This is a genomic window from Stieleria neptunia (assembly GCF_007754155.1).
In the GTDB taxonomy this organism is placed as follows: domain Bacteria; phylum Planctomycetota; class Planctomycetia; order Pirellulales; family Pirellulaceae; genus Stieleria; species Stieleria neptunia.
Genome location: NZ_CP037423.1, coordinates 1243442 through 1261284 on the forward strand (window position 1 = coordinate 1243442; position 17843 = coordinate 1261284).

The window sequence follows — 17843 nt, forward strand, 5'->3', positions numbered from 1 at the left end:
TCGTACTTGTTTGGCAAGCTCAGAAACATCGTCGCCGCGTTACTTGCGTCCCTAACCGGATGCCAGCCGCCGGCCGTCAACGAAGTCCCTACTTCCGCTACCCAAGTGAGCGGGGATTCGATCGTCGCTCCGATACTCAAGGACTTGCTCGAACATCACGGCGTTCCAACAGACGCAGATGGAACTTGGCTCATTGCAGAGAACGGCATGCGCATGACTGGAGCTGTCGTCAAAGAGTATCCTTCTCCAAGAGGCACAGCTAATATCCAACTCGATTTCTACTTTGAACTCGAAGACGGGCGACTGATGATCGAATCTGTTGGCGGCCTTGGTGCTACAAAGGCTGACGCCGTGAAAGACGGCATCCAGAACTTTACCGGCGGTTCTTTCCACGTACTACTTTCCTCGTTATTCAATGTTAACGCGGACGACCAAATCGAGATCGAAAACTGGGATATCGCAGGAACATCACGTCGCGTCACGATTGGGGGCATGAACGTCCGGACATTCACAGATGCTCCCTTTGATCCTCCGACACATTGGTTTCCAATCGTCCAGCGTGCAATCGAGAATACGGACCTTCCCCGTGGCACCCACTGGTTTCGCTGCTACTATGCACAGTTCGACAACAAGCCCTCAGCCGTCGAAGTATTGCTTGACAACAACGACTGGCAACCGATCATCAAGGCGATGTCAGACATTGACTGGCCCGCTAAGGACGATTTCTACAGCGTCAGAGTTTTTGGTGTCATTCAAGATGGCGGGGAACCATGAAATGCACGGGAGAACGGGGGGGCCGTTTTCTCGTCTGCTTGCAAGTCGTTCGCCCGTTCCCCGTGATTTCTACCGTTCCCCGAATGAATGATGGACACTGAATGGTTTACATCACGTCTCGCGTCGACTGACCGTAGATCCCAATGGTGGGCTGCCGTTCAACTGATGAACGCTGGGCCGGAATCGAGCGTCCACCTTTTTCGACTTCTCGATATCTGCGATGGGATCGATATCGATTCCGATGTATCGGAACTGGAACACTGGATCACGTTCTACGCCGCACGCGCATCTGGGCGGATTGTCCAGTCGATAGGCTACGACGTTGGCAACCAGCTCCACAAACGTGTGTTCGATTGGATTGAACGGCTTGCCTTGCACCGAAACCCTGAGCGTGCAATCGGAGGAATTTGGGGACTCGCTGACCTTGGCACGCCACCTGCTGCAACCGTCGATCTTCTCGTCGAACTGACTTTAACCGACACACGACGCGACCCGACCGGCGAGCATACTGCTCGTTCAGTTGCTTTTCGCATGCTTGCGAGAATCGACCGCACGGCGGCCGTACGCTATGCTGACACAGACGCGGGTCGGGAATTTATCGCGAACGTGCGCCGTTGGTCGGAGGACAATCCAGAACGTGCCACGGGACCAAACGGCATACTGACCGAAGCCGGTTGGCTGATCGCGGAAATCGGGGAACAATGACATGCACCGAAGCACGCGAGTCGACTTTTTTGAAGTGGTTGGTCCACCGCGCGTGCTCGGTGATGTCCGAACGTTCGCCGATCGGCAGGTGCGTAACGGTCTCGCTGCGCGAAACCTGCTAAGATGCTTCAATGCAAAGTGTCTATCTCGAAGCGACCGTCATTGGCAACATCGCTGGCCGTTGACGAATGCAACGGCGGCGACCCTACCGCTGCCTCAGAACGTCTCGCTGTGATTGGCGACCTTCCGATGGTCGATGGCGGCGACGGTGCAAAATCGCTCGCTGATTTGCTGCTTGATGGAAACGCGGTTCCTCGGTCCGAGCCACGGGACGCAACCCACATCGCGATTGCCGCCGTGAACGGGGTCGAATTGTTGGCAACATGGAACTTCAAGCATATACTTAATCCTGCCACACAACACCTAATTGACGCGATCTGTCGAAACGCGGGCTACGAGCCGGCGACGATTTGCACCCCCGAACAACTGTTGGAGGCGTTCGATGATTCCTGACCCAACCGCTGAGATCAAGCGTATCCGTCATCAACTGGCGGCGGATGATGGTTTTGATCTTGACCGTATTTTTGCTCGGATTCGTCGTGTACAGGCCGAGTCTGGGCGTACTTGCATTCGCCGACCTTCACGCAAGCCGGCGAACCATGCGAAGCAACGGAGCGGCGGTGGCGACGTTTCTGCAAGTGGTGAGTCAACTCCCGCCGCTCGCTGATCGCCAACGTTCTGCAAAGGATTGATTCAATGCGTCACGTCCCGAAGAAAGTTGACGATGCGTTCTACGCGGGGCAAAGGTCGATTGACGTACCGTTCGCAATCAATGACGCCGTAGCGATCGTAGCAGGTGAGTATCGCGGGATTACTGGAGCCGCGATTGCGATTGAGTCGATTCGTCCTAAGGTCCAGCTTCGAATCGAGTGTGGCAAAACCGGGGCTGACGTAATCGTTCCAATTGATGCTGTGCGATTGTTGAAAGACGGCGACGGAGTTGGATCCCGGTAATAGCAGATCGATCTGGGTGATCCAAACCGTAGAATATGATCGCTCGCCTCAAGCAACACGATGAATCTTTACCCGTGTAAAATGGCAGAACCAAGCGATGGACACGAAGTCGCGAGTCAGATCTTTTGGCCATCGCAACGTCGTTCGTCGCGACTCGGTCATCGCTATCGTTGAACTTAATCGGCAGCGACTTCATTGGCGTGACCGTTTTCTCTTGTCAGTGCGGTGAGTGTGTGAGGGTCACAACGTGTCTGTCTTTCGGCGCGCCTGTAGGCGCTTTTGCGGTTAGCCAGTTGTGCGCGCTGGGCGTTCTTTCTGTCGCTTTCTTTAAGCCTTGCCTGGCGTTTTAACTTGCGCTTTTTGCTCGTTGACGCACCCTTGTTGTGTTCCCCGCACGCTGCGGCGCGAACTTCTTTTGAACTCTGTTTCATAACAAGGACAAGCAACCGTGATGTCACACAAAAAACGAACCTGCAAACTCACCAAGCGGCTCGCCGAAGACATGGTGATCCGCAACATGGCCGAAGCCACCATCGACGCCTACACCTATCACGTGCGAAAGTTTGCCGACTTTATCCAAAAACCGCTCGACCAGGCAACCGTCGAAGACGTTAGAACCTTCCAGCTCCATCTGATCCGAGAACGAAAGCTTGCCTACGGCTCTGGGCACGTGAAGGATACACGACGGGCGGTGAGTCGATTCAAGTTCCGTTGACTCTTTCGACGGCGGAGTTCATTCGCCGCTGGTGCTTGCACATCCAGCCCAATCAGCTAACCAAAACGCGTCAATTCGGAGGTTGGTCGAGCACGAAAGCGGTGGCGTATCAGCAACGCTGCCTTGCCTCCCTGAGTGCAGCCGACGGTGCGGAGGCTCGCATGGCCGTGATGGCTGCGGTGGAAGAAGCGGAGGCCGAGTTGGAGACCGAGCCGGAGCTATGCTGTGAGCACTGTGGCAGCGAGTCGGTTCGTCTGACGCACGAGTATCCGAAGCGATCCTGGAGCGAGATCTTGGGACGCGATTCGGAGTGTAGCCCAGGTTGGTGCCGTGAGAGCCAAAAACTTGATGAGATTCGGTTCTGGGACGATGCGATGGGGGAAGGTTTTTCGGAGTGGTACCAGTGGTATCTGAAAAGTGGCATTGAAAGTGCAAGAGAGTCCCCGGGCTTGGACGCCATGACCGAGACGACCGCAGAAACTGGCATGCAGCAACGAATGCTGTTCTAATAGCGTCCCCCAGATCGGCCAAGTCGTGCCGACAAACTTCAACGCACGATCTATCCGTGTACTCCGTACCCGGATAGATCGCATTTCGTTCTGGCATTGGAAATCGTACTCGTACTCAGGGCGCCGCCCGGTACTCGTACTCCTACTCGACTCGGGGCACCAATGACCGAACCCATCTTCGACCACGATCGACTAGACGTTTACCGTTTCTCTATCGAATACGTTGCTTCGTCATTCGCCGCCGCGAGAGATTTGAGCGGCTGTCATCGCCACGCTCGTGATCAATGGCTTCGCGCCGCTCAATCCATACCGCTGAACATCGCCGAGGGCAACGGGAAGCGAAGCCTCAAAGATCGTAGTCGATTTCTTGACATCGCTCGTGGCTCGGCGCTGGAATGTGTCGCAATTCAAGACGTGCTTGCCGCAACCGATGGACTGGATGTTGAACGCCACCACGAACTGAAACGTTCGCTTCATCGGATCGTTTCGATGCTGACTCGGTTGATCGCGAGATCCGATGCCGTGGCCGAATCGCCGGTGGAGTACAATGCAGGGACCGAGTACGAGTACCGCGATGCTGAGTGCGAGTACGAGTACGATCAAGGCAGGAAGCCAGAACCAAGCCAGAACCAAGCCGTGCACCTGAGGGCGGCTCGCGCGGTTTCACAAGTGGAAAATCACTCGTCCGTCCCAGGTGACGGCAACCGTTCGTCGTGTGACCTCTCACAAAGTGCTATTTTGCGAATTCGCTTTCGTACTCGATCGCTCTTAGCTCTGATCGTGCTCGCGGCGACACTGTTTGCCACTGTGCGGTACGTTGATGCTCGTAGACGTTCAACGTGTACCTATCAGGTGAACGCTCTGCGCGCCGCAATCGGCAAAGCGACTCGTGTAGAAATACTTGCGTGGGAAACGAACGCGGCGCATCGAATAGTCGGTGACACAATTTTCTTCGCCGTTGACTCTCAACCCGAAATACAGGCGCTGTCTGATTCATCGCTCTGGCCGGCGGAATCAAAGTTTGAAGTGTTGACGGGTCCTATCGGTTGGGCTCCACGTTATCATTTCTTTATTCACGTAGTCAATCACGACGGCACTACCCACACTGTTCTCTTGGAAGACGAGACACTGCAACTCCGCAATGGAATGGTGAAAACACGATTCGAACACCTCTGCGACCATATTCTGGAGACACGAATCGAGCGTTCCGTGGACGGCGGTGACGTTACGATCGTGCGTGACTACGATAAGGTGATGAAGCTTTTCACTGGCCTGCCAAAGAACGGCACGTAACCCCAACGCTTCGGTACAATACGACGAACCAACGGATGCACGCCGAGTCGTCGAATTTCTCTTGGCAATGGTTGCTCAACTCCTCGGACCGGGTGATCTGAAACGTTCACGCTGCTAACCCACGCCTGACGACAGCGTCACTTCTTCTTTTGCGTCTTCTTGCGTTCTTTTGTGGCAATTGATTTGCTGTCGTTTGATCGTGACCCGAAGGGCGCCCACCGGATGTCATCGAACCTCCGTTTCCTGAGATTCGCATTTGATGTCACGGTTCGATAGGTGCGCGGTCGACTCGGCCGGCGAAGGCAAACCGACGCCTGTCGATCGAGTACGAGCACGAGTACCGCAATGCTGAGTACGAGTACGATCCAAGGCAAACCGACGCCTGAAGTGCCGACCGCAGATTGGGACACTGGATTTCCCACGGCGATTCCGATCGAGTACATTGACAAAGAGCGGCGATGGCTCGGGCTGTCGTCGTGGCCGGACGCGTGAACGAAGTGGTGCACCGCAGTCGGCGAGTTGAGTTTGTTTTTGAGTTTAGGTCCATCGCGCCGACGCGGTGACCACCGCCGTTATTTGCAAATGATGCAGCGCACACGCTTCTTCGTTGCGAGCGCCATGGTTGCATTAGTAGCGACTAATGCGTTTGCAGACGAATCAACAACCGTTACGGTCAAATCCCTAACGGGAGTTTGGCATCACCCATTCCCTGGTGTTGGCCATTGGGAGACTTTGAGCTTTCGCAAAGACGGCACCTTCGAGAGAGTCATTCGTCACCGCATGGGTGCATCACGGATCGCTGGTTCGTTCACGGTCGAGAGCGATGGCAAGGTGATACTTGAGATCAGAGAACGTGGACCGGTTGATGGCGTAGCCTCAGTCGCTAGACCAACGGACAAACGTAGTCGAATTCGGGCACACATCGTCGTCAAGAACGGCAACGACATGATGCTTACAAACCGCGATCTCTCGATTCCGCAATATGGGATCGATAGCTACTACATTTACTCACGTGACTATTTACGCGAGGACGAATTCAATCGCCGTCGAAAAGCCAACATTGAGAAGATGCTCAAAATGCTCGATGACGATGCGAATGCCGATAGTGAGCCGACGATCTCACCGCAAACGAGCAAATAACCATGCCATCCACCGAAGGACGGCATGACGCGTTTGCAAATGGAAACCACATTGGCCGTCCTCGGTGATGGCGACGTTCACGCTGACAACCGGCGCCTGACGGCAGCGGCCACTTCTTCTATTGTGTCTTCTCGCGTTCTTTTGTGGCAATTGATTCGCCGTCGTTGGATCGTGACCCGAAGGTCGCCCACCGGAATTCGTCGAACCTCTGTTTCCTAAGATTCGCATTTGATGTCACGGTTCGATAGGTGCGCGGTCGACTCGGCTGATGAAGACAAGCCAATGCCTGTCGATTCGAGTAGGAGTACGAGTACCGCGTTGCTGAGTACGAGGACGGCTTTCAGGCCCGGAGGGCCGGTAGAGTGTCTGCCGGTGGCGTCAGCCACCGGGGGAGGATTCAAAGGAATGCTCAAGGCCCAGCGGGCCGACACAATGCCCGCGTTTGGAGTGGACCGGGAAACCCATTGTGCCGGCCTTCCAGGCCTCAGCAAATTCGTACTTTCGATACCGGTGGCTGACACCACCGGCAAGCATTGTGCCAGCCCTCCGGGCTTCATCCCGAATCCAAAAAGAAATCGGTACAGCAAGGGGAGTGAAATTTCCCTCGGCGCTTCCGATGGAGTACATTGGCACAGAGCGACGATGGCTCAAGCCGTCGTCGAGGCCGGACGCGTGAACTAAGTGGGGCACCTCAGTCGGCGAGTGGAGTTTGTTTTTGAGTTCTGGTCCATCGCGCCGACGCGGTGACCACAGCCGTTCTGCCAAGAAGATGAAGACCTACGAAGTTGATTCCACCTATCGTCAAATCTATGTCGCAGATCAGGTTCTCGAACCGGAGACGCCCGAGGACTGGACTGACACCCATGTCCAACAGAGGCACAACACGCATGACCACATTACGGCTTTGTGTCCCGCCGGGGACATTGTCGCTCGTGTCATAAGCTACGGCCCACGCGAAGCGGTGAGTGAACCCGATGACAATGCTGATTTTGACATTGTGACCGCGATTGACGTTCCATCTGGGCAGATCGGTGTTTTCGGTTGGCCCTGGGAACTTCAGGATTCGTATACGATTAACCCTGGCATAGCAAGGATTCGATTTCGTGGCTTTCGGACGGCCGATACAGACGACGAAAGGGACTACTACGTCATTGAGATCGAAGAGGCAGAACCAAACGATGCAACCGAGCGGCGAAGTCGGGCGTTTTGAAATCGTTGATCTACCGTCGCCGCCAGCTGATCGTAAACGTTCACGCTGCTAACCGGCGCCTGACGACAGCGCCCACTTCTTCTTTTGCGTCTTCTCGCGTTCTTTTGTGGCAATTGATTTGCTGTCGTTTGATCGTGACCCGAAGGACGTCCACCGGATGTCATCGAACCTCCGTTTCCTGAGATTCGCATTTGATGTCACGGTTCGATAGGTGCGCGTTCGACTCGGCCGGCGAAGGCAAACCGACGCCTGTCGATCGAGTACGAGCACGAGTACCGCAATGCTGAGTACGAGTACGATCCAAGACAAACCGACGCCTGAAGTGCCGACCGCTGATTGGGTGACTCGATTTCCCACGGCGATTCCGATCGAGTACATTGGCCGTCAGCGGCGATGGCTCATGCCGTCGTCGTGGCCGGACGCGTGAACCATTTGGTGCACTGCAGTCGGCGAGTCGAGTTTGTTTTTGAAATCAGGTCGACCGCGCCGACGCGGTGACCGCCGCCGTTCGTCGTATGTAGCGATGCCCCGCTCGAGAAATAGACCCGGTGTCCGTTTCGGCATTCGTAGACTTCTGATCGTCTCCGCCATTTGCGCGATGATCTTTGCTGTGATTGCTTTTTCTTTCCGGACCGTTAACGCCGTGCTGACCAACTTGCAAGAGGCCTACGCGGTGGACTGGACCTCCGAGTTCGTGATTCGCCACTTGCGGTCAACTGGGAATATCTGGCCATCTGACTGGAGCGATCTGGAGGATGAATTTGAGTCTGAAGCGGGGCACGGAGATCAATTCACCTTCGAGGAACTACAGGAACTCGTGAATATCCGGTGGGGCACGAGGCCCGCTACAATTGCTAGCTGCGACCCGCCGATGAAGGTCATCACTTTGGCGAGTGGTTCGGAGAGCCACTTCGTTGGCAGTGAGCCGAATGAACGCATCCGGAACTACTTGGCCGATGCTTTGTCGACCACGTCCGATTCGCCCAAATAAACGACGACGAACCATGGGATGCAACGGAGCGGCGGTGGTGTGGTTTTTCGTGAGATCAATGTCAACTCCCGCTGCCGGCTGATCGTGAACGTTTTCCGTGAATGCCGCCTCCGACTCAGCGTTATAAGCAAACGAGTATCGTGGAACACATTCATGACCCGTATCGACCGCCGCAATCAGAGCCCGCTTCCATCGTTCCGGTAGGTGATTGTGGGATTTGGAAATGTTGCCCCGTATGCGATTCTTCTTTACGACTAATTGATCGAATGAGACCCGTGCCGCGATGCCGAGTATGCAAGCGACGGCTTCGTATGGTTTCTTCTCGCTTAGCAAGATGGTGCAGTACAGCAGTGTTCGCGTTTGCCGCGGCGCTGATATGGTTCCGCATCACTGATGAATTTGTGCAGGTAGTCTGGTTCGCACTTCTCTGCTCGATCGTCGGAATCGGCGACACGGCTTGGTCAACGCTGTTCGGAAATCCCACGCTTAAGACACGGTTTGGCCATGATCCAGCCGCGACGCTGATCAACGAACGCCACGATTTCTTTGCCGAACGACAGGCCGACGGAGATCCATGAATTGCACGTGACGCCGGGAGTCGTGCACCCTTGTGAGAGATTGCGTCGGCATCCAGGCCAACACCCTCAACGGGAAGAGGATTGGGGGCATTTATGATGATCCGCGGGCGATGCATCGGTTGGAGATGGAGGTAGGAAAATTTTGGGTAGGAAAAGAGAGTCGGGTGTTTGCCGGGTGTGTCGTTTTTCGGGCATCCGTTTTCCTACCCGAAATTTTCCTACCTTCCTGCTGCGTTCTGTGGGTTGGAAAAACGACTTGCCCCCAGTGATCGCTCCCGATTTGTTGGTGGGTCTCTGGGATTCCGAGCAGCAAGCCAAGACGCTCGCCGAAATACTGGGATTTGCTGCGACCCCGTCCGGGGTCGTGGGGAGGATCAGGGAGCGTGTTCCGGAGGTGGCGCTGCGCTGACCTCCGGCTAATCGCTGAAATCCCTTCGGGATACCGTGGACGCTGCGTCGGTGGCATCGCGATGGGTGAAGGTTTTTTGCACCTGGTACGCCTGGTCGTGCGAAAAGTGAACAAGAAAGTGCAAAGGAACCGGAGTCCGAACCGGACGGTTCTCCCGCCACCCAGTTCGAGTTCGCCTGGACCTGAGAAGCTGGCACTGTCTGGCAGGATTCGTTTTAATCAGGTCCTGTGACCGGCCCACTGAAGAGCGACAAAGTTCTGGCGCACGATCGATCCCCGTTCCTCCGCGTGCGCGGATAGATCACAATTCGTTCTGCTATTGAATCCGAATCAATCACCACCTTTCGCTGAGCAATTGATCTCGATGGACCACCAGGAATTGGAAACGGTAGTGGGGTACGCTGTCTTCGATACGTTTGAGGAATGCTACGAGTACAATGAAAACGCATGCATGATCGCCAATTCGCAAGAGAACGCTCTTGCGGTTATGCAGCGTAGCTTTAGTGCCGCCGAAGACTGTCGGATTGACGCGATTACTTTCCGTGACATCATGTCTGACTTCGGCGGCTCGTGCGGCGAGTACGCGATGGAACGCCACGTCTACCGCACGTTCAAGCGAATCGCTGAATTGAACAACGTGACTTTCACATCCGAAGCGTACGAAGGTCTCGAGACGCTATTGGTGGTTGAAGTTGACGGCGTGAAAAGACGCGACGACTGAGGGCGAACAAACACTGCAAGTTGTAACTTGAAACATGCGCAAAGCCGCGACCGTCATTTTCGTCATCGCACTGCTTGCTTGGCTCGCCTACCACGCCACTGGTTCCCGATTTGGCGGTGACGCGACAACTCCGAGTGACATCCCGATTGTTGGAGAGAACCTGTCCGAACTGGAGTTTATCGAACCCGCCAACTTCCGCGGCTACGAACATCCACATGGTGGCGGCACATTTACTATTACTGGGACTGCAACCCAAGATTCCATCGTAAGATTCTGCGATAGCGCAGAGGTTTCGCTGTCCCAAGATGGAACGGAGATCGCCGAACGTGACGACATCCTTGCTTACTTGAAGGATCGCGAGGTCAAGCTGCCGGAATTCACTCCAGATCATTCGCCTGAGGTGTTGTTCGGATACGGTGGTCGGTTTCCCAAACTCTACGGCGTATACGACGCAGCTACCAACCGTTTCGTGATCTCACTACAATTCTATGGTTCAAAGTGAATCTCTCGCCCGAGTGCGGCGAACCATGCGATGAAACGGAGCCGAGCTTGCGAGGTTTCACGAATGGAAAATCGATTCTCCCAGACCGCATCTCGCCGCCGTTGAACGTAGTCGAATTGCTTGCCGCTTCGAAGTCCGAGGGTGTTTTTCTTTTACTAAGGACAGTCGGAAGAATAAGTGGGATAGGCTTCCAGCCTGTCATGGCGAAAACGACAGGCTGGAAGCCTATCCCACAATCAATCTCCGCCACTTATTCTTCCGACGGTCCTAAGAGACGAATCCGAACGCACGTCGCGCCGATCCTTGGGAGTCGAGCGCCATTGGATGTCTGAAGTGCACCAACGAGACGAAAACGTGGTCTGCACCGCGACGCTGATGAACTGCGTGCAAGTGATTGGTGAAGCGGACGGTGTTCGGAGGGCCAGGTCGTTCGGCGTGACCAAGAGCCGTGTCGTGCACCCTTGTGAGAGATTGCGTCGGCATCCAGGCCAACACCCTCAACGGGAAGAGGATTGGGGGCATTCATGATGATCCGCGGGCGATGCATCGGTTGGAGATGGAGGTAGGAAAATTTTGGGTAGGAAAAGAGAGCCGGGTGTTTGTCGGGTGTGGCGTTTTTCGGGCATCCGTTTTCCTACCCGAAATTTTCCTGCCTTCCTGCTGCGTTCTGTGGGTTGGAAAAACGGCTTGCCCCCAGTGATCACTCCCGATTTGTTGGTGGGGCTCTGGGATTCCGAGCAGCAAGCCAAGACGCTCGCCGGGATACTGGGACTTGCTGCGACGCCGTCCGGGGTCGAGGGGAGGATCAGGGAGCGTGTTCCGGAGGTGGCGCTGCGCTGACCTCCGGCTACTTGGTGTGATCCCTCCGGGATATCGTGGACGCTGCGTCGGTGGCATCGCGATGGGTGAAGGTTTTTCACACTTGGTACGACTGGTCGTGCGAAAAGTGAACAAGAAAGTGCAAAGGAACCGGAGTCCGAACCGGACCGTCCTCCCGCCAACAAGTTCGAGTTCGCCTGGGCCAGAGAAGCTGGCACCGTCTGGCAGGATCCGTTCTAATCAGGTCCTGTGACCGGCCCACCTGAGGCCCGACAAAGTTCTGGCTTTCGATCTATTCCCGTTCCTCCGAGACATCGAACCGCTGAATGAAAGGCAGGCGAGTGTTGCGGCCTTTCGGCCGTCCGATCTCCACGCCCCATTCAGGGAGATCACCGGTACCGCTCTGCGTGAACGCCTCCGGACGATAGGCTCCCCCGGCCCAAGGACCGTTCGTCACGTTGTGCGTCTTTGAGAACTCGATTCCGTCCTCCGCATAGAGAATCGAATTGGTGATCGCTTTCGGCCCCGTCGTGCCGATCATCGCGGCGACGCCCGTGCCTTGCGGCCAGACCAACACTTCATGATTACCGGGAATCACCGGATTCGCCTCGTGCCTCACGTAAGGCCCCTGCGGATGGTCGGCGATCGCCAAGCCCATTTGCGTTTGCCCGGGACCTTTTCCCAACTGGCGGCCCTTGTAGTAGAACCAGTACTTGCCTTCCCGAACAATCAGGCAGGCATCATCCACAAGATGGCTGTCGAAATCCGCCGGGTTGTCGCTGTTTTTCAAAGCCGGATTGGTGGCCAGACGCTGCCAGGGGCCAGCGGGTGAATCGGAAACCGCGATCCCGATTTTCGAATCGGGATTGAAGCCCTTGCCGTACTCTCTGGACGTGCCCGTGTAGAACAGCCAGTAGCGTCCTTCGGCAACCAGAATGTTGGGCGTGAAGACACTTGCCCCTTCCCAACTACCGGGCTCGCCTTTTGCCAACGCCATGCCTTTCTCGGTCCACTTGCGACCATCCGATGAAGTCGCATACCAGACCGTCGCATCGTATCCCGGAGAGATCTTTCCCTTCGAATACCAGACGTAATACAAGTCGTCGACTTTGATGATGTCGCTGGGATCGCGACGCATGACGCCTGGTTCGGCACCGATGCCTTCAATCGCCGAATGCGTGACGGTGACGGTTCGAGTGGCTGGTTCGTCGGCGTGGGTGGCAACCGCCATCACGACAGTTGCCGCGACGTAGAAGAATGTTTTCATGTTGTGCTCCGTTGTGTTTAATATCGATAATCGGCGCCGTCGCGGCTGAGTCGGCATTCGTGGTCGGTTCGTCGGCGCCCACTGGCAATGCGGTCAACATGCACAGACAGAAGGCGAGTGGCAGATGATGGATCATGATCTCTCCTGCGGGTCGACCAAGTTGATTTTCCGTTGATCCGAACCGGTGACGCGGACGTCGCCGAGTTCTGCGACGGCCTCCTTGGCCCGCGTTTGAAGCCGTTGCATGACCTCGGGGTGTGCGTCGGCGAGGTTGCGTTTTTCGCCGAGGTCGTCCTTCAAATGGAAGAGCTTCGGTTCATCCAGGGACACGAAGCCTTTCGTCTTGTCCGGCTTCTTGGACCAGAACGGCTGATCGTTGGGCGTCCGTGGCAGATGCAGTTTCCAGTCGCCCTCGCGTACCGCCTGCAGGTTCGTGCCGTTGTAGTAGTAAAGTACCTTGTGGGGCGTTTCGGTCACCTTGCCTTGAAGAATAGGCAGAATCTGTTTCCCGTCGATCTTGCGATCACCCGGCGGCTCCACTCCGGCGAGTTCGCAGAACAGGGGCAACAGGTCCATGCTGGTCAGCGTGACGTCGGACACTTGTTGGGGCGGAATCTTGCCAGGCCAGCGAAAGATGCCGGGTACGCGATGTCCGCCTTCCATCGTGCAGTACTTGCCACCGTTCAAGCCACCCGTGGACCCGAATCGAGTCGGACCGTTGTCCGAGGTAAAGACCACCAGCGTGTTGTCATCGAGGCCGGCGTCGCGGATCGCATTCATGATTCGCCCGGTACTGTGATCAAGCTCTTTGACAAAATCCCCGTACTTGCCTTTCTGTGACGTGCCGACGAAGTCTTTGCTAGGCAACAGCGGGGAATGCACGATGTGATGTGAAACGTAGATGAAAAACGGATCGTCTTTCTGCCGCTTGATAAATTTGACCACTTCATCGGTATATCGTCGTGTCAGTTCCTGACACCGAACGTTTTTTTGTTCGACTTTCTTGCCGCGATACAGCGTGTTGTAGTTTGGACCGCGGTTCTTGGAGTAATTGCTGGGGATGCCAAGGTGTTCGTCGAATCCGGCGTCGATCGGATGGGAGCCCTCGACGTCCATGCCCAAGTGCCACTTGCCCACCATCAGCGAACGATAGCCGGCGGGCCCAAGCAATTCGGGAATCGTGATCTCATCGGGGGCGAATCCGTAGTCCTTGTACTTAGAACCCGGCGTCTCCGTTCGGGCGACTGGCATGCCGCATCGCATCGGGTAGCGTCCGGTCAACAGCGAGGCCCGCGAAGGGCTGCAGACATTGGCGGGAACGAAGAAATCTGTGCTGCGAAATCCCTCGGCGGCCAGCGCGTCCAGGTGCGGAGTTTTGACACCCGTCGGGCTGTAACAACTGATGTCGCCGTACCCGAGATCGTCGGCGAAGATGACGACGAAGTTTGGCGGGCGCTGCGCCGCGCTGGCCAAACAGCATCCCAACAGCAACATGGCGACGGGGCAAAACAATCGGGGCAGGAAGGCCGCGGGCCGAAATTTCCCCGTCTCCATCGTCCTGCCAAATCCAAGGTTCAAATACATGTGTTGCGACTCATTGTGAAAGGGGTGTCGGATGTTCGACGAATGCGGCGGGCCGGCTGTTTTCGGCGATGTCTTGGGCGAACGCCTTCAACTGCTGCACCAGCTTCTGCGCGACTTCCGGATTCGCCTCGATCACATTCTTCTTCTCGCCGATGTCGTTCTCCAGGTCGTAGAGCTGCGTGGGTTTCCCTTTGTTGGTATGCAGTTTCCACTTCCCGGACCTGACCGCCCGTAGCTGGTTTCCGCCATGGTAAAAGAACGCTTCGTGCGGCGTCGGGGCTTCACCGATCAGCGTCGGCCAGATGTCCTTGCCATCGATGACGCGATCGGTGGGAATCGCCGCGCCCGCCAGCTTTGCGAACGTCGGCAGCAAATCCATGGTGGTCATGAGTTCGTCATTGGGTTTACCGGCGGGGATTTTTCCCGGCCAGCGGACGACGGTGGGCTCGCGCATGCCGCCTTCCAACGTCGTCCCCTTGTTGCCACGCAATGGGCCGGGGCTGGCGAAGAGAGTGTTCTTCGGAGGACCGTTGTCGGAGGTGAACAGGACCAGTGTGTTTTCGTCGAGGCCGTTGGCTTGGAGTGTGTCCAGGATTTGCCCGACGGACCAGTCGATCTCGGCGATCGCCTGACGGAACAGGTTGTGCCGCGTGCCGTAGTCAATCTTGCCGTCTTCCGCGTTCAGTTTCGCCACAACATCATCGGAGACGCCTTCCATGAACGGAGGCGACACGTGCAATGGGGCGTGGGGAATGGGATGCGGCAGATAAAGGAAAAACGGCTCGTCTTTGTTGGCCTCGATGAATGACACCGCACGCTCGGTGATGCGTTTCGTCAGGTAGTCGGCGTCGGGATCCATCTCGATGACCGATTCGTTGTCCAATAGCGGCAGTGGCGGAAACTGGTAGTGATTTTGCCTGGGATGAAACGGATGGATGTCGTGGCTGTAGGGGATCCCAAAATATTCATCAAAGCCTTGCTTGGTCGGCAGGAACTGCGGTTGGTCTCCCAGGTGCCACTTACCGAACATGCCTGTTTTGTAGCCCGCGGTCTTTAACACTTCGGCGATCGTGATTTCATCAGGGTTCAATCCCTTTCGGTCGCCGGCGAGCAGCACTCCGAAATTGGAGCCCATCGCCATGTCGATGCGTTTGGGATAGCACCCGGTCATCAGAGCGGCGCGGGACGGCGTGCAAACCGGGGCGGCCACATAAAAGCTCGTCAGCCGGGCCCCTTCCGCCGCCATCTGATCGATCCGGGGCGTGCTGACGTGCTCGCCACCGAAACAACTGAGATCGCCGTAGCCCTGGTCATCGGTGAAAATCACCACGAAATTCGGCCGGCTGTCTTGGGCAGGGGCCAATGGCGCGAACAGCCCGCTCAAGCTCGCAACCACAAGGATCGATAAGATGCTGTTTTTCCGGTTCATTGTTTTCTCGTTATTGGGCCGCACTCAAGGTCACGCAATCGAGACCGAAGAATGCGTCTTGGCTGTTCGGGTTTTTGCCGACCACTTCCACACGCAACACGTACGCACTGTCAACGGGATCAAATGCACCCAGCGTGATCGGTCCGGTGGGCACCGGTTTTTCCGCATAAACGTCCACCTGCTGTTCGACCGCTTTCCCGTTGACTGAGAAACGCAGGATGCCGTAGTCCCAGCTCTTCGTCGCGTGCAGGGTCAACTTTTCGGCTACCGGACTTGTCGCCGGAATGCGAATCTCCACCACGTCACCGACTCGGGCGTTCTTGAACAGAGCGTGTGTATTCAGATTCCATACGCCCTTGAGCTTCAACCGCTTCAAGTTTTGCGGCTTGATTTCAATCGTGTCCGGCTTGGAAATGACGCTCTTGGCGTTGATCTCCACCGCATTCTTGAACTCGTCTGCTCCAGCATTTGTCGAAGCCGTTTCCACCTTGGGCACGACCGGCACGTTGAGCACCTGGTCCGGTTCGGGTTTGCGGTTCGATGTTGTGTCCTGGAATCCATACCAGTACATCCCGACGCCGTAGCCCATTTCGCATTCGCTCCACGACCAGATCTCCATGTCCAGTTGCAAGGAACTGCCAAAGGGCATGGTATCCAGGGAGCGGCTGCGGGTTTCCACGCTAAAGCCGTGGGTGTTGCGTTCGTCGGTCGTTTTGCGATTCAGTTTGTTGTAGCGGTGGGAGAACGGCTGCGCATGGAAGGGGTGCTCATAAAAGTCTGTGCTGCGTCCGCCCCAGGAATAGGCGTAGTAGTCCTCGGTCCCGGTTCCGAAAATCGAAGGAAAATCTTCGCCGTCGACCCAGATTTTTTCGTCGCCTTCGCCCCACCATCTTTCGACCGGATTCATGATCGTCAGCGTGTCGCCGACATACACACCGCGCCCTTTCAGTGTGACGTAATTCCAATCGGAATACGGTCGTGTCGAGACCGGATACTGTCCGCGCCAACCGGCGTGAAAATACATGGACCGTTCGTCCCAGGTCCATGCGCCGGTTTTGACTTCCAACTCGGCATCGACGGGTTCGCCACTGTAGTTGACCAGCGAGACCTTACCGCCGTTTTGATACGGCATCACCCAGCGGCAACTCATCGTGCCGTCTTCGGCGACCGTGCGGTACCAGCCTTGCACGGGGTTCAATCCGATGCCCGAGCCAAAGAAATCGCCGATCGGGCACCAGACCGTTTGCTTGCCGTCGAACTGCATCTTCAGCACGACTTGGCGGGTGACCTTAGGATCCGCATAGCTGCCCAGTTTCACCGAAAGTTCCCGCACCGCGGCCGTGCCTGCCGGAAGCTCCAGTGACTGCTCGTCTTGGTTGCCCAGGCTGGCACTAAATCGAAGCGGCTCTCCTGCGCCGGAAACGGTGGGGTTCAAAAGCGTCTTGCCCGTTTTTGTCGTCAAGTCCTTGGCTGCCTGGAAGTCGGCCATCGTAAAGGTCTTGACCGGAGTGCCTTCGTCATACGCCCGAAAGGTGAACTGAAAAAAGAACGGCATTTGGTCCGTCGTCACCTTGCAGCGTTTCGCAAACGGGATCGGGAAAAAACTGACCGCCGAGCGCAGGGAGGGATGCGCAAAGGGAAACGGGAACACTCCGCTGCCATCGAACATGCTGAGCATGTTGCCCTCCAACGCCGGTTCCTCGGCGCCGTCCAAGTAAATCCGCAGGTTGATCTCCGTGCCGCCATTGTTTGGATTGTGCCAGGGCATCCAGGTGCGGACGATCGCGCCCGGACCCTGATGGTCCATCAAGACCCATTCTTTCCGGCCGCTGTTCTCCTCCGTTCGGATGAAGTTCCTGCCGTTGGGCGGTCGATTGTAATCTCCGTTGGCAAACCAGCCTTCGGGGTCCTCCGGAGTGTTGGAGGCCCGGTTGTAGCTGCTGTGCTGTTTCAGCCGAAATTGCTGTTCCGGGAAACGCGCCACCGAATCACGGTCAATCATTTCATCGAGCAACGATGTGATCGTGACCGTTTCGCCTGCACCGACGGAAGGAGCGGACAGGCAAAGCAAGACGGCAAGGAGCGTTCTCAGTCGCGTCATCATGGATTGCCTTTTGTCTGGCGGGTTTCTTTTGCATTTGACGACGGGGTTGCAGAAATTAAACAGATTTCCGCAACCCAAA

General features: G+C 56.2%; 20 protein-coding genes. 14 read left to right on the plus strand and 6 right to left on the minus strand.

Annotated elements, in window-relative coordinates; genetic code table 11:
* Positions 1 to 6: 6 nt before the first annotated feature.
* Both Enr13x_RS04385 and Enr13x_RS04390 read left to right on the plus strand, forming a co-directional pair.
* A complete protein-coding gene (locus Enr13x_RS04385) occupies positions 7 to 774 on the plus strand; it encodes a DUF6348 family protein (protein ID WP_145384891.1) in 768 nt (255 codons plus the stop codon).
* 87 nt (positions 775 to 861) lie between these two features.
* Positions 862 to 1479, plus strand: a complete 618-nt coding sequence (locus Enr13x_RS04390) for a hypothetical protein (RefSeq protein WP_145384892.1) — start codon at positions 862 to 864, stop codon at positions 1477 to 1479.
* A 216-nt stretch (positions 1480 to 1695) separates the two neighbouring features.
* On the opposite strand, the gene Enr13x_RS04395 is transcribed toward Enr13x_RS04390, so the two are convergent.
* Entirely contained in the window at positions 1696 to 1878 is a 183-nt protein-coding gene (locus Enr13x_RS04395) for a hypothetical protein (RefSeq protein ID WP_145384893.1), read from the minus strand.
* Between the two features lie 103 nt (positions 1879 to 1981).
* On the opposite strand from Enr13x_RS04395, the gene Enr13x_RS04400 reads away from it, so the two are divergent.
* Entirely contained in the window at positions 1982 to 2206 is a 225-nt protein-coding gene (locus Enr13x_RS04400; protein WP_145384894.1) for a hypothetical protein, read from the plus strand.
* Between the two features lie 463 nt (positions 2207 to 2669).
* Here the strand turns inward: Enr13x_RS04400 and Enr13x_RS38785 are convergent, their stop codons facing one another.
* Positions 2670 to 2924, minus strand: coding sequence for a hypothetical protein (locus Enr13x_RS38785; RefSeq protein ID WP_231744085.1), 255 nt, complete (start codon positions 2922 to 2924; stop codon positions 2670 to 2672).
* A gap of 20 nt (positions 2925 to 2944) precedes the next feature.
* Here Enr13x_RS38785 and Enr13x_RS04405 point away from each other — a divergent pair, with 20 nt between their 5' ends.
* From Enr13x_RS04405 to Enr13x_RS04445, 11 genes are all read left to right on the plus strand, one after another.
* A complete protein-coding gene (locus Enr13x_RS04405; protein WP_231744086.1) occupies positions 2945 to 3208 on the plus strand; it encodes a phage integrase N-terminal SAM-like domain-containing protein in 264 nt (87 codons plus the stop codon).
* Complete coding sequence (locus tag Enr13x_RS04410) at positions 3205 to 3717, plus strand: transposase (RefSeq protein ID WP_197455774.1); 513 nt, start codon at positions 3205 to 3207, stop codon at positions 3715 to 3717. The genes Enr13x_RS04405 and Enr13x_RS04410 overlap by 4 nt, the downstream gene beginning before the upstream one ends.
* Before the next feature lie 162 nt (positions 3718 to 3879).
* Positions 3880 to 5010, plus strand: coding sequence for a four helix bundle protein (locus Enr13x_RS38790; RefSeq protein WP_145384897.1), 1131 nt, complete (start codon positions 3880 to 3882; stop codon positions 5008 to 5010).
* A gap of 345 nt (positions 5011 to 5355) precedes the next feature.
* On the plus strand, positions 5356 to 5502 hold the full coding sequence (locus Enr13x_RS37700; protein ID WP_197455776.1) for a hypothetical protein: 147 nt from the start codon (positions 5356 to 5358) through the stop codon (positions 5500 to 5502).
* 27 nt (positions 5503 to 5529) lie between these two features.
* Positions 5530 to 6150: a hypothetical protein gene (locus tag Enr13x_RS04420; protein WP_145384898.1), complete on the plus strand. Its 621-nt coding sequence runs from the start codon at positions 5530 to 5532 to the stop codon at positions 6148 to 6150.
* A gap of 769 nt (positions 6151 to 6919) precedes the next feature.
* The gene (locus Enr13x_RS04425) at positions 6920 to 7360 is read left to right on the plus strand and encodes a hypothetical protein (protein ID WP_145384899.1); all 441 of its coding nucleotides are present in this window, start codon (positions 6920 to 6922) and stop codon (positions 7358 to 7360) included.
* A 280-nt stretch (positions 7361 to 7640) separates the two neighbouring features.
* A complete protein-coding gene (locus tag Enr13x_RS37705; RefSeq protein WP_197455777.1) occupies positions 7641 to 7787 on the plus strand; it encodes a hypothetical protein in 147 nt (48 codons plus the stop codon).
* 171 nt (positions 7788 to 7958) lie between these two features.
* On the plus strand, positions 7959 to 8351 hold the full coding sequence (locus Enr13x_RS04430; RefSeq protein WP_145384900.1) for a hypothetical protein: 393 nt from the start codon (positions 7959 to 7961) through the stop codon (positions 8349 to 8351).
* Positions 8352 to 8701: 350 nt separating this feature from the next.
* On the plus strand, positions 8702 to 8929 hold the full coding sequence (locus Enr13x_RS04435) for a hypothetical protein (protein ID WP_145384901.1): 228 nt from the start codon (positions 8702 to 8704) through the stop codon (positions 8927 to 8929).
* A 773-nt stretch (positions 8930 to 9702) separates the two neighbouring features.
* Positions 9703 to 10059 (plus strand): hypothetical protein, encoded by a 357-nt coding sequence (locus Enr13x_RS04440; RefSeq protein WP_145384902.1) that lies wholly within the window; start codon positions 9703 to 9705, stop codon positions 10057 to 10059.
* 34 nt (positions 10060 to 10093) lie between these two features.
* The gene (locus tag Enr13x_RS04445) at positions 10094 to 10561 is read left to right on the plus strand and encodes a hypothetical protein (RefSeq protein ID WP_145384903.1); all 468 of its coding nucleotides are present in this window, start codon (positions 10094 to 10096) and stop codon (positions 10559 to 10561) included.
* A 1111-nt stretch (positions 10562 to 11672) separates the two neighbouring features.
* On the opposite strand, the gene Enr13x_RS04450 is transcribed toward Enr13x_RS04445, so the two are convergent.
* The 4 genes from Enr13x_RS04450 to Enr13x_RS04465 all read right to left on the minus strand — a co-directional run bounded on the left by Enr13x_RS04450 (position 11673) and on the right by Enr13x_RS04465 (position 17764).
* Positions 11673 to 12647 (minus strand): family 43 glycosylhydrolase, encoded by a 975-nt coding sequence (locus Enr13x_RS04450; RefSeq protein ID WP_145384904.1) that lies wholly within the window; start codon positions 12645 to 12647, stop codon positions 11673 to 11675.
* 132 nt (positions 12648 to 12779) lie between these two features.
* Entirely contained in the window at positions 12780 to 14141 is a 1362-nt protein-coding gene (locus Enr13x_RS04455) for a sulfatase family protein (RefSeq protein WP_231744384.1), read from the minus strand.
* Positions 14142 to 14241: 100 nt separating this feature from the next.
* A complete protein-coding gene (locus tag Enr13x_RS04460) occupies positions 14242 to 15660 on the minus strand; it encodes a sulfatase family protein (RefSeq protein ID WP_145384905.1) in 1419 nt (472 codons plus the stop codon).
* Between the two features lie 10 nt (positions 15661 to 15670).
* A complete protein-coding gene (locus Enr13x_RS04465; protein WP_231744087.1) occupies positions 15671 to 17764 on the minus strand; it encodes a glycoside hydrolase family 172 protein in 2094 nt (697 codons plus the stop codon).
* Between the last annotated feature and the right edge of the window lie 79 nt (positions 17765 to 17843).

Excerpts from the sequence above, each read along its gene's own strand:
- Enr13x_RS04460 (WP_145384905.1), bottom strand. The coding sequence starts at position 15,660 with ATGAACCGGAAAAACAGCATCTTATCGATCCTTGTGGTTGCGAGCTTG.
- Enr13x_RS04440 (WP_145384902.1), top strand. The coding sequence starts at position 9,703 with ATGGACCACCAGGAATTGGAAACGGTAGTGGGGTACGCTGTCTTCGAT.
- Enr13x_RS04450 (WP_145384904.1), bottom strand. The coding sequence starts at position 12,647 with ATGAAAACATTCTTCTACGTCGCGGCAACTGTCGTGATGGCGGTTGCC.
- Enr13x_RS04390 (WP_145384892.1), top strand. The coding sequence starts at position 862 with ATGATGGACACTGAATGGTTTACATCACGTCTCGCGTCGACTGACCGT.
- Enr13x_RS04395 (WP_145384893.1), bottom strand. The coding sequence starts at position 1,878 with ATGCTTGAAGTTCCATGTTGCCAACAATTCGACCCCGTTCACGGCGGC.
- Enr13x_RS04405 (WP_231744086.1), top strand. The coding sequence starts at position 2,945 with ATGTCACACAAAAAACGAACCTGCAAACTCACCAAGCGGCTCGCCGAA.
- Enr13x_RS04425 (WP_145384899.1), top strand. The coding sequence starts at position 6,920 with ATGAAGACCTACGAAGTTGATTCCACCTATCGTCAAATCTATGTCGCA.
- Enr13x_RS37700 (WP_197455776.1), top strand. The coding sequence starts at position 5,356 with ATGCTGAGTACGAGTACGATCCAAGGCAAACCGACGCCTGAAGTGCCG.
- Enr13x_RS38790 (WP_145384897.1), top strand. The coding sequence starts at position 3,880 with ATGACCGAACCCATCTTCGACCACGATCGACTAGACGTTTACCGTTTC.
- Enr13x_RS04430 (WP_145384900.1), top strand. The coding sequence starts at position 7,959 with ATGATCTTTGCTGTGATTGCTTTTTCTTTCCGGACCGTTAACGCCGTG.
- Enr13x_RS38785 (WP_231744085.1), bottom strand. The coding sequence starts at position 2,924 with ATGAAACAGAGTTCAAAAGAAGTTCGCGCCGCAGCGTGCGGGGAACAC.
- Enr13x_RS04455 (WP_231744384.1), bottom strand. The coding sequence starts at position 14,141 with ATGTTGCTGTTGGGATGCTGTTTGGCCAGCGCGGCGCAGCGCCCGCCA.
- Enr13x_RS37705 (WP_197455777.1), top strand. The coding sequence starts at position 7,641 with ATGCTGAGTACGAGTACGATCCAAGACAAACCGACGCCTGAAGTGCCG.
- Enr13x_RS04465 (WP_231744087.1), bottom strand. The coding sequence starts at position 17,764 with ATGATGACGCGACTGAGAACGCTCCTTGCCGTCTTGCTTTGCCTGTCC.
- Enr13x_RS04400 (WP_145384894.1), top strand. The coding sequence starts at position 1,982 with ATGATTCCTGACCCAACCGCTGAGATCAAGCGTATCCGTCATCAACTG.
- Enr13x_RS04445 (WP_145384903.1), top strand. The coding sequence starts at position 10,094 with ATGCGCAAAGCCGCGACCGTCATTTTCGTCATCGCACTGCTTGCTTGG.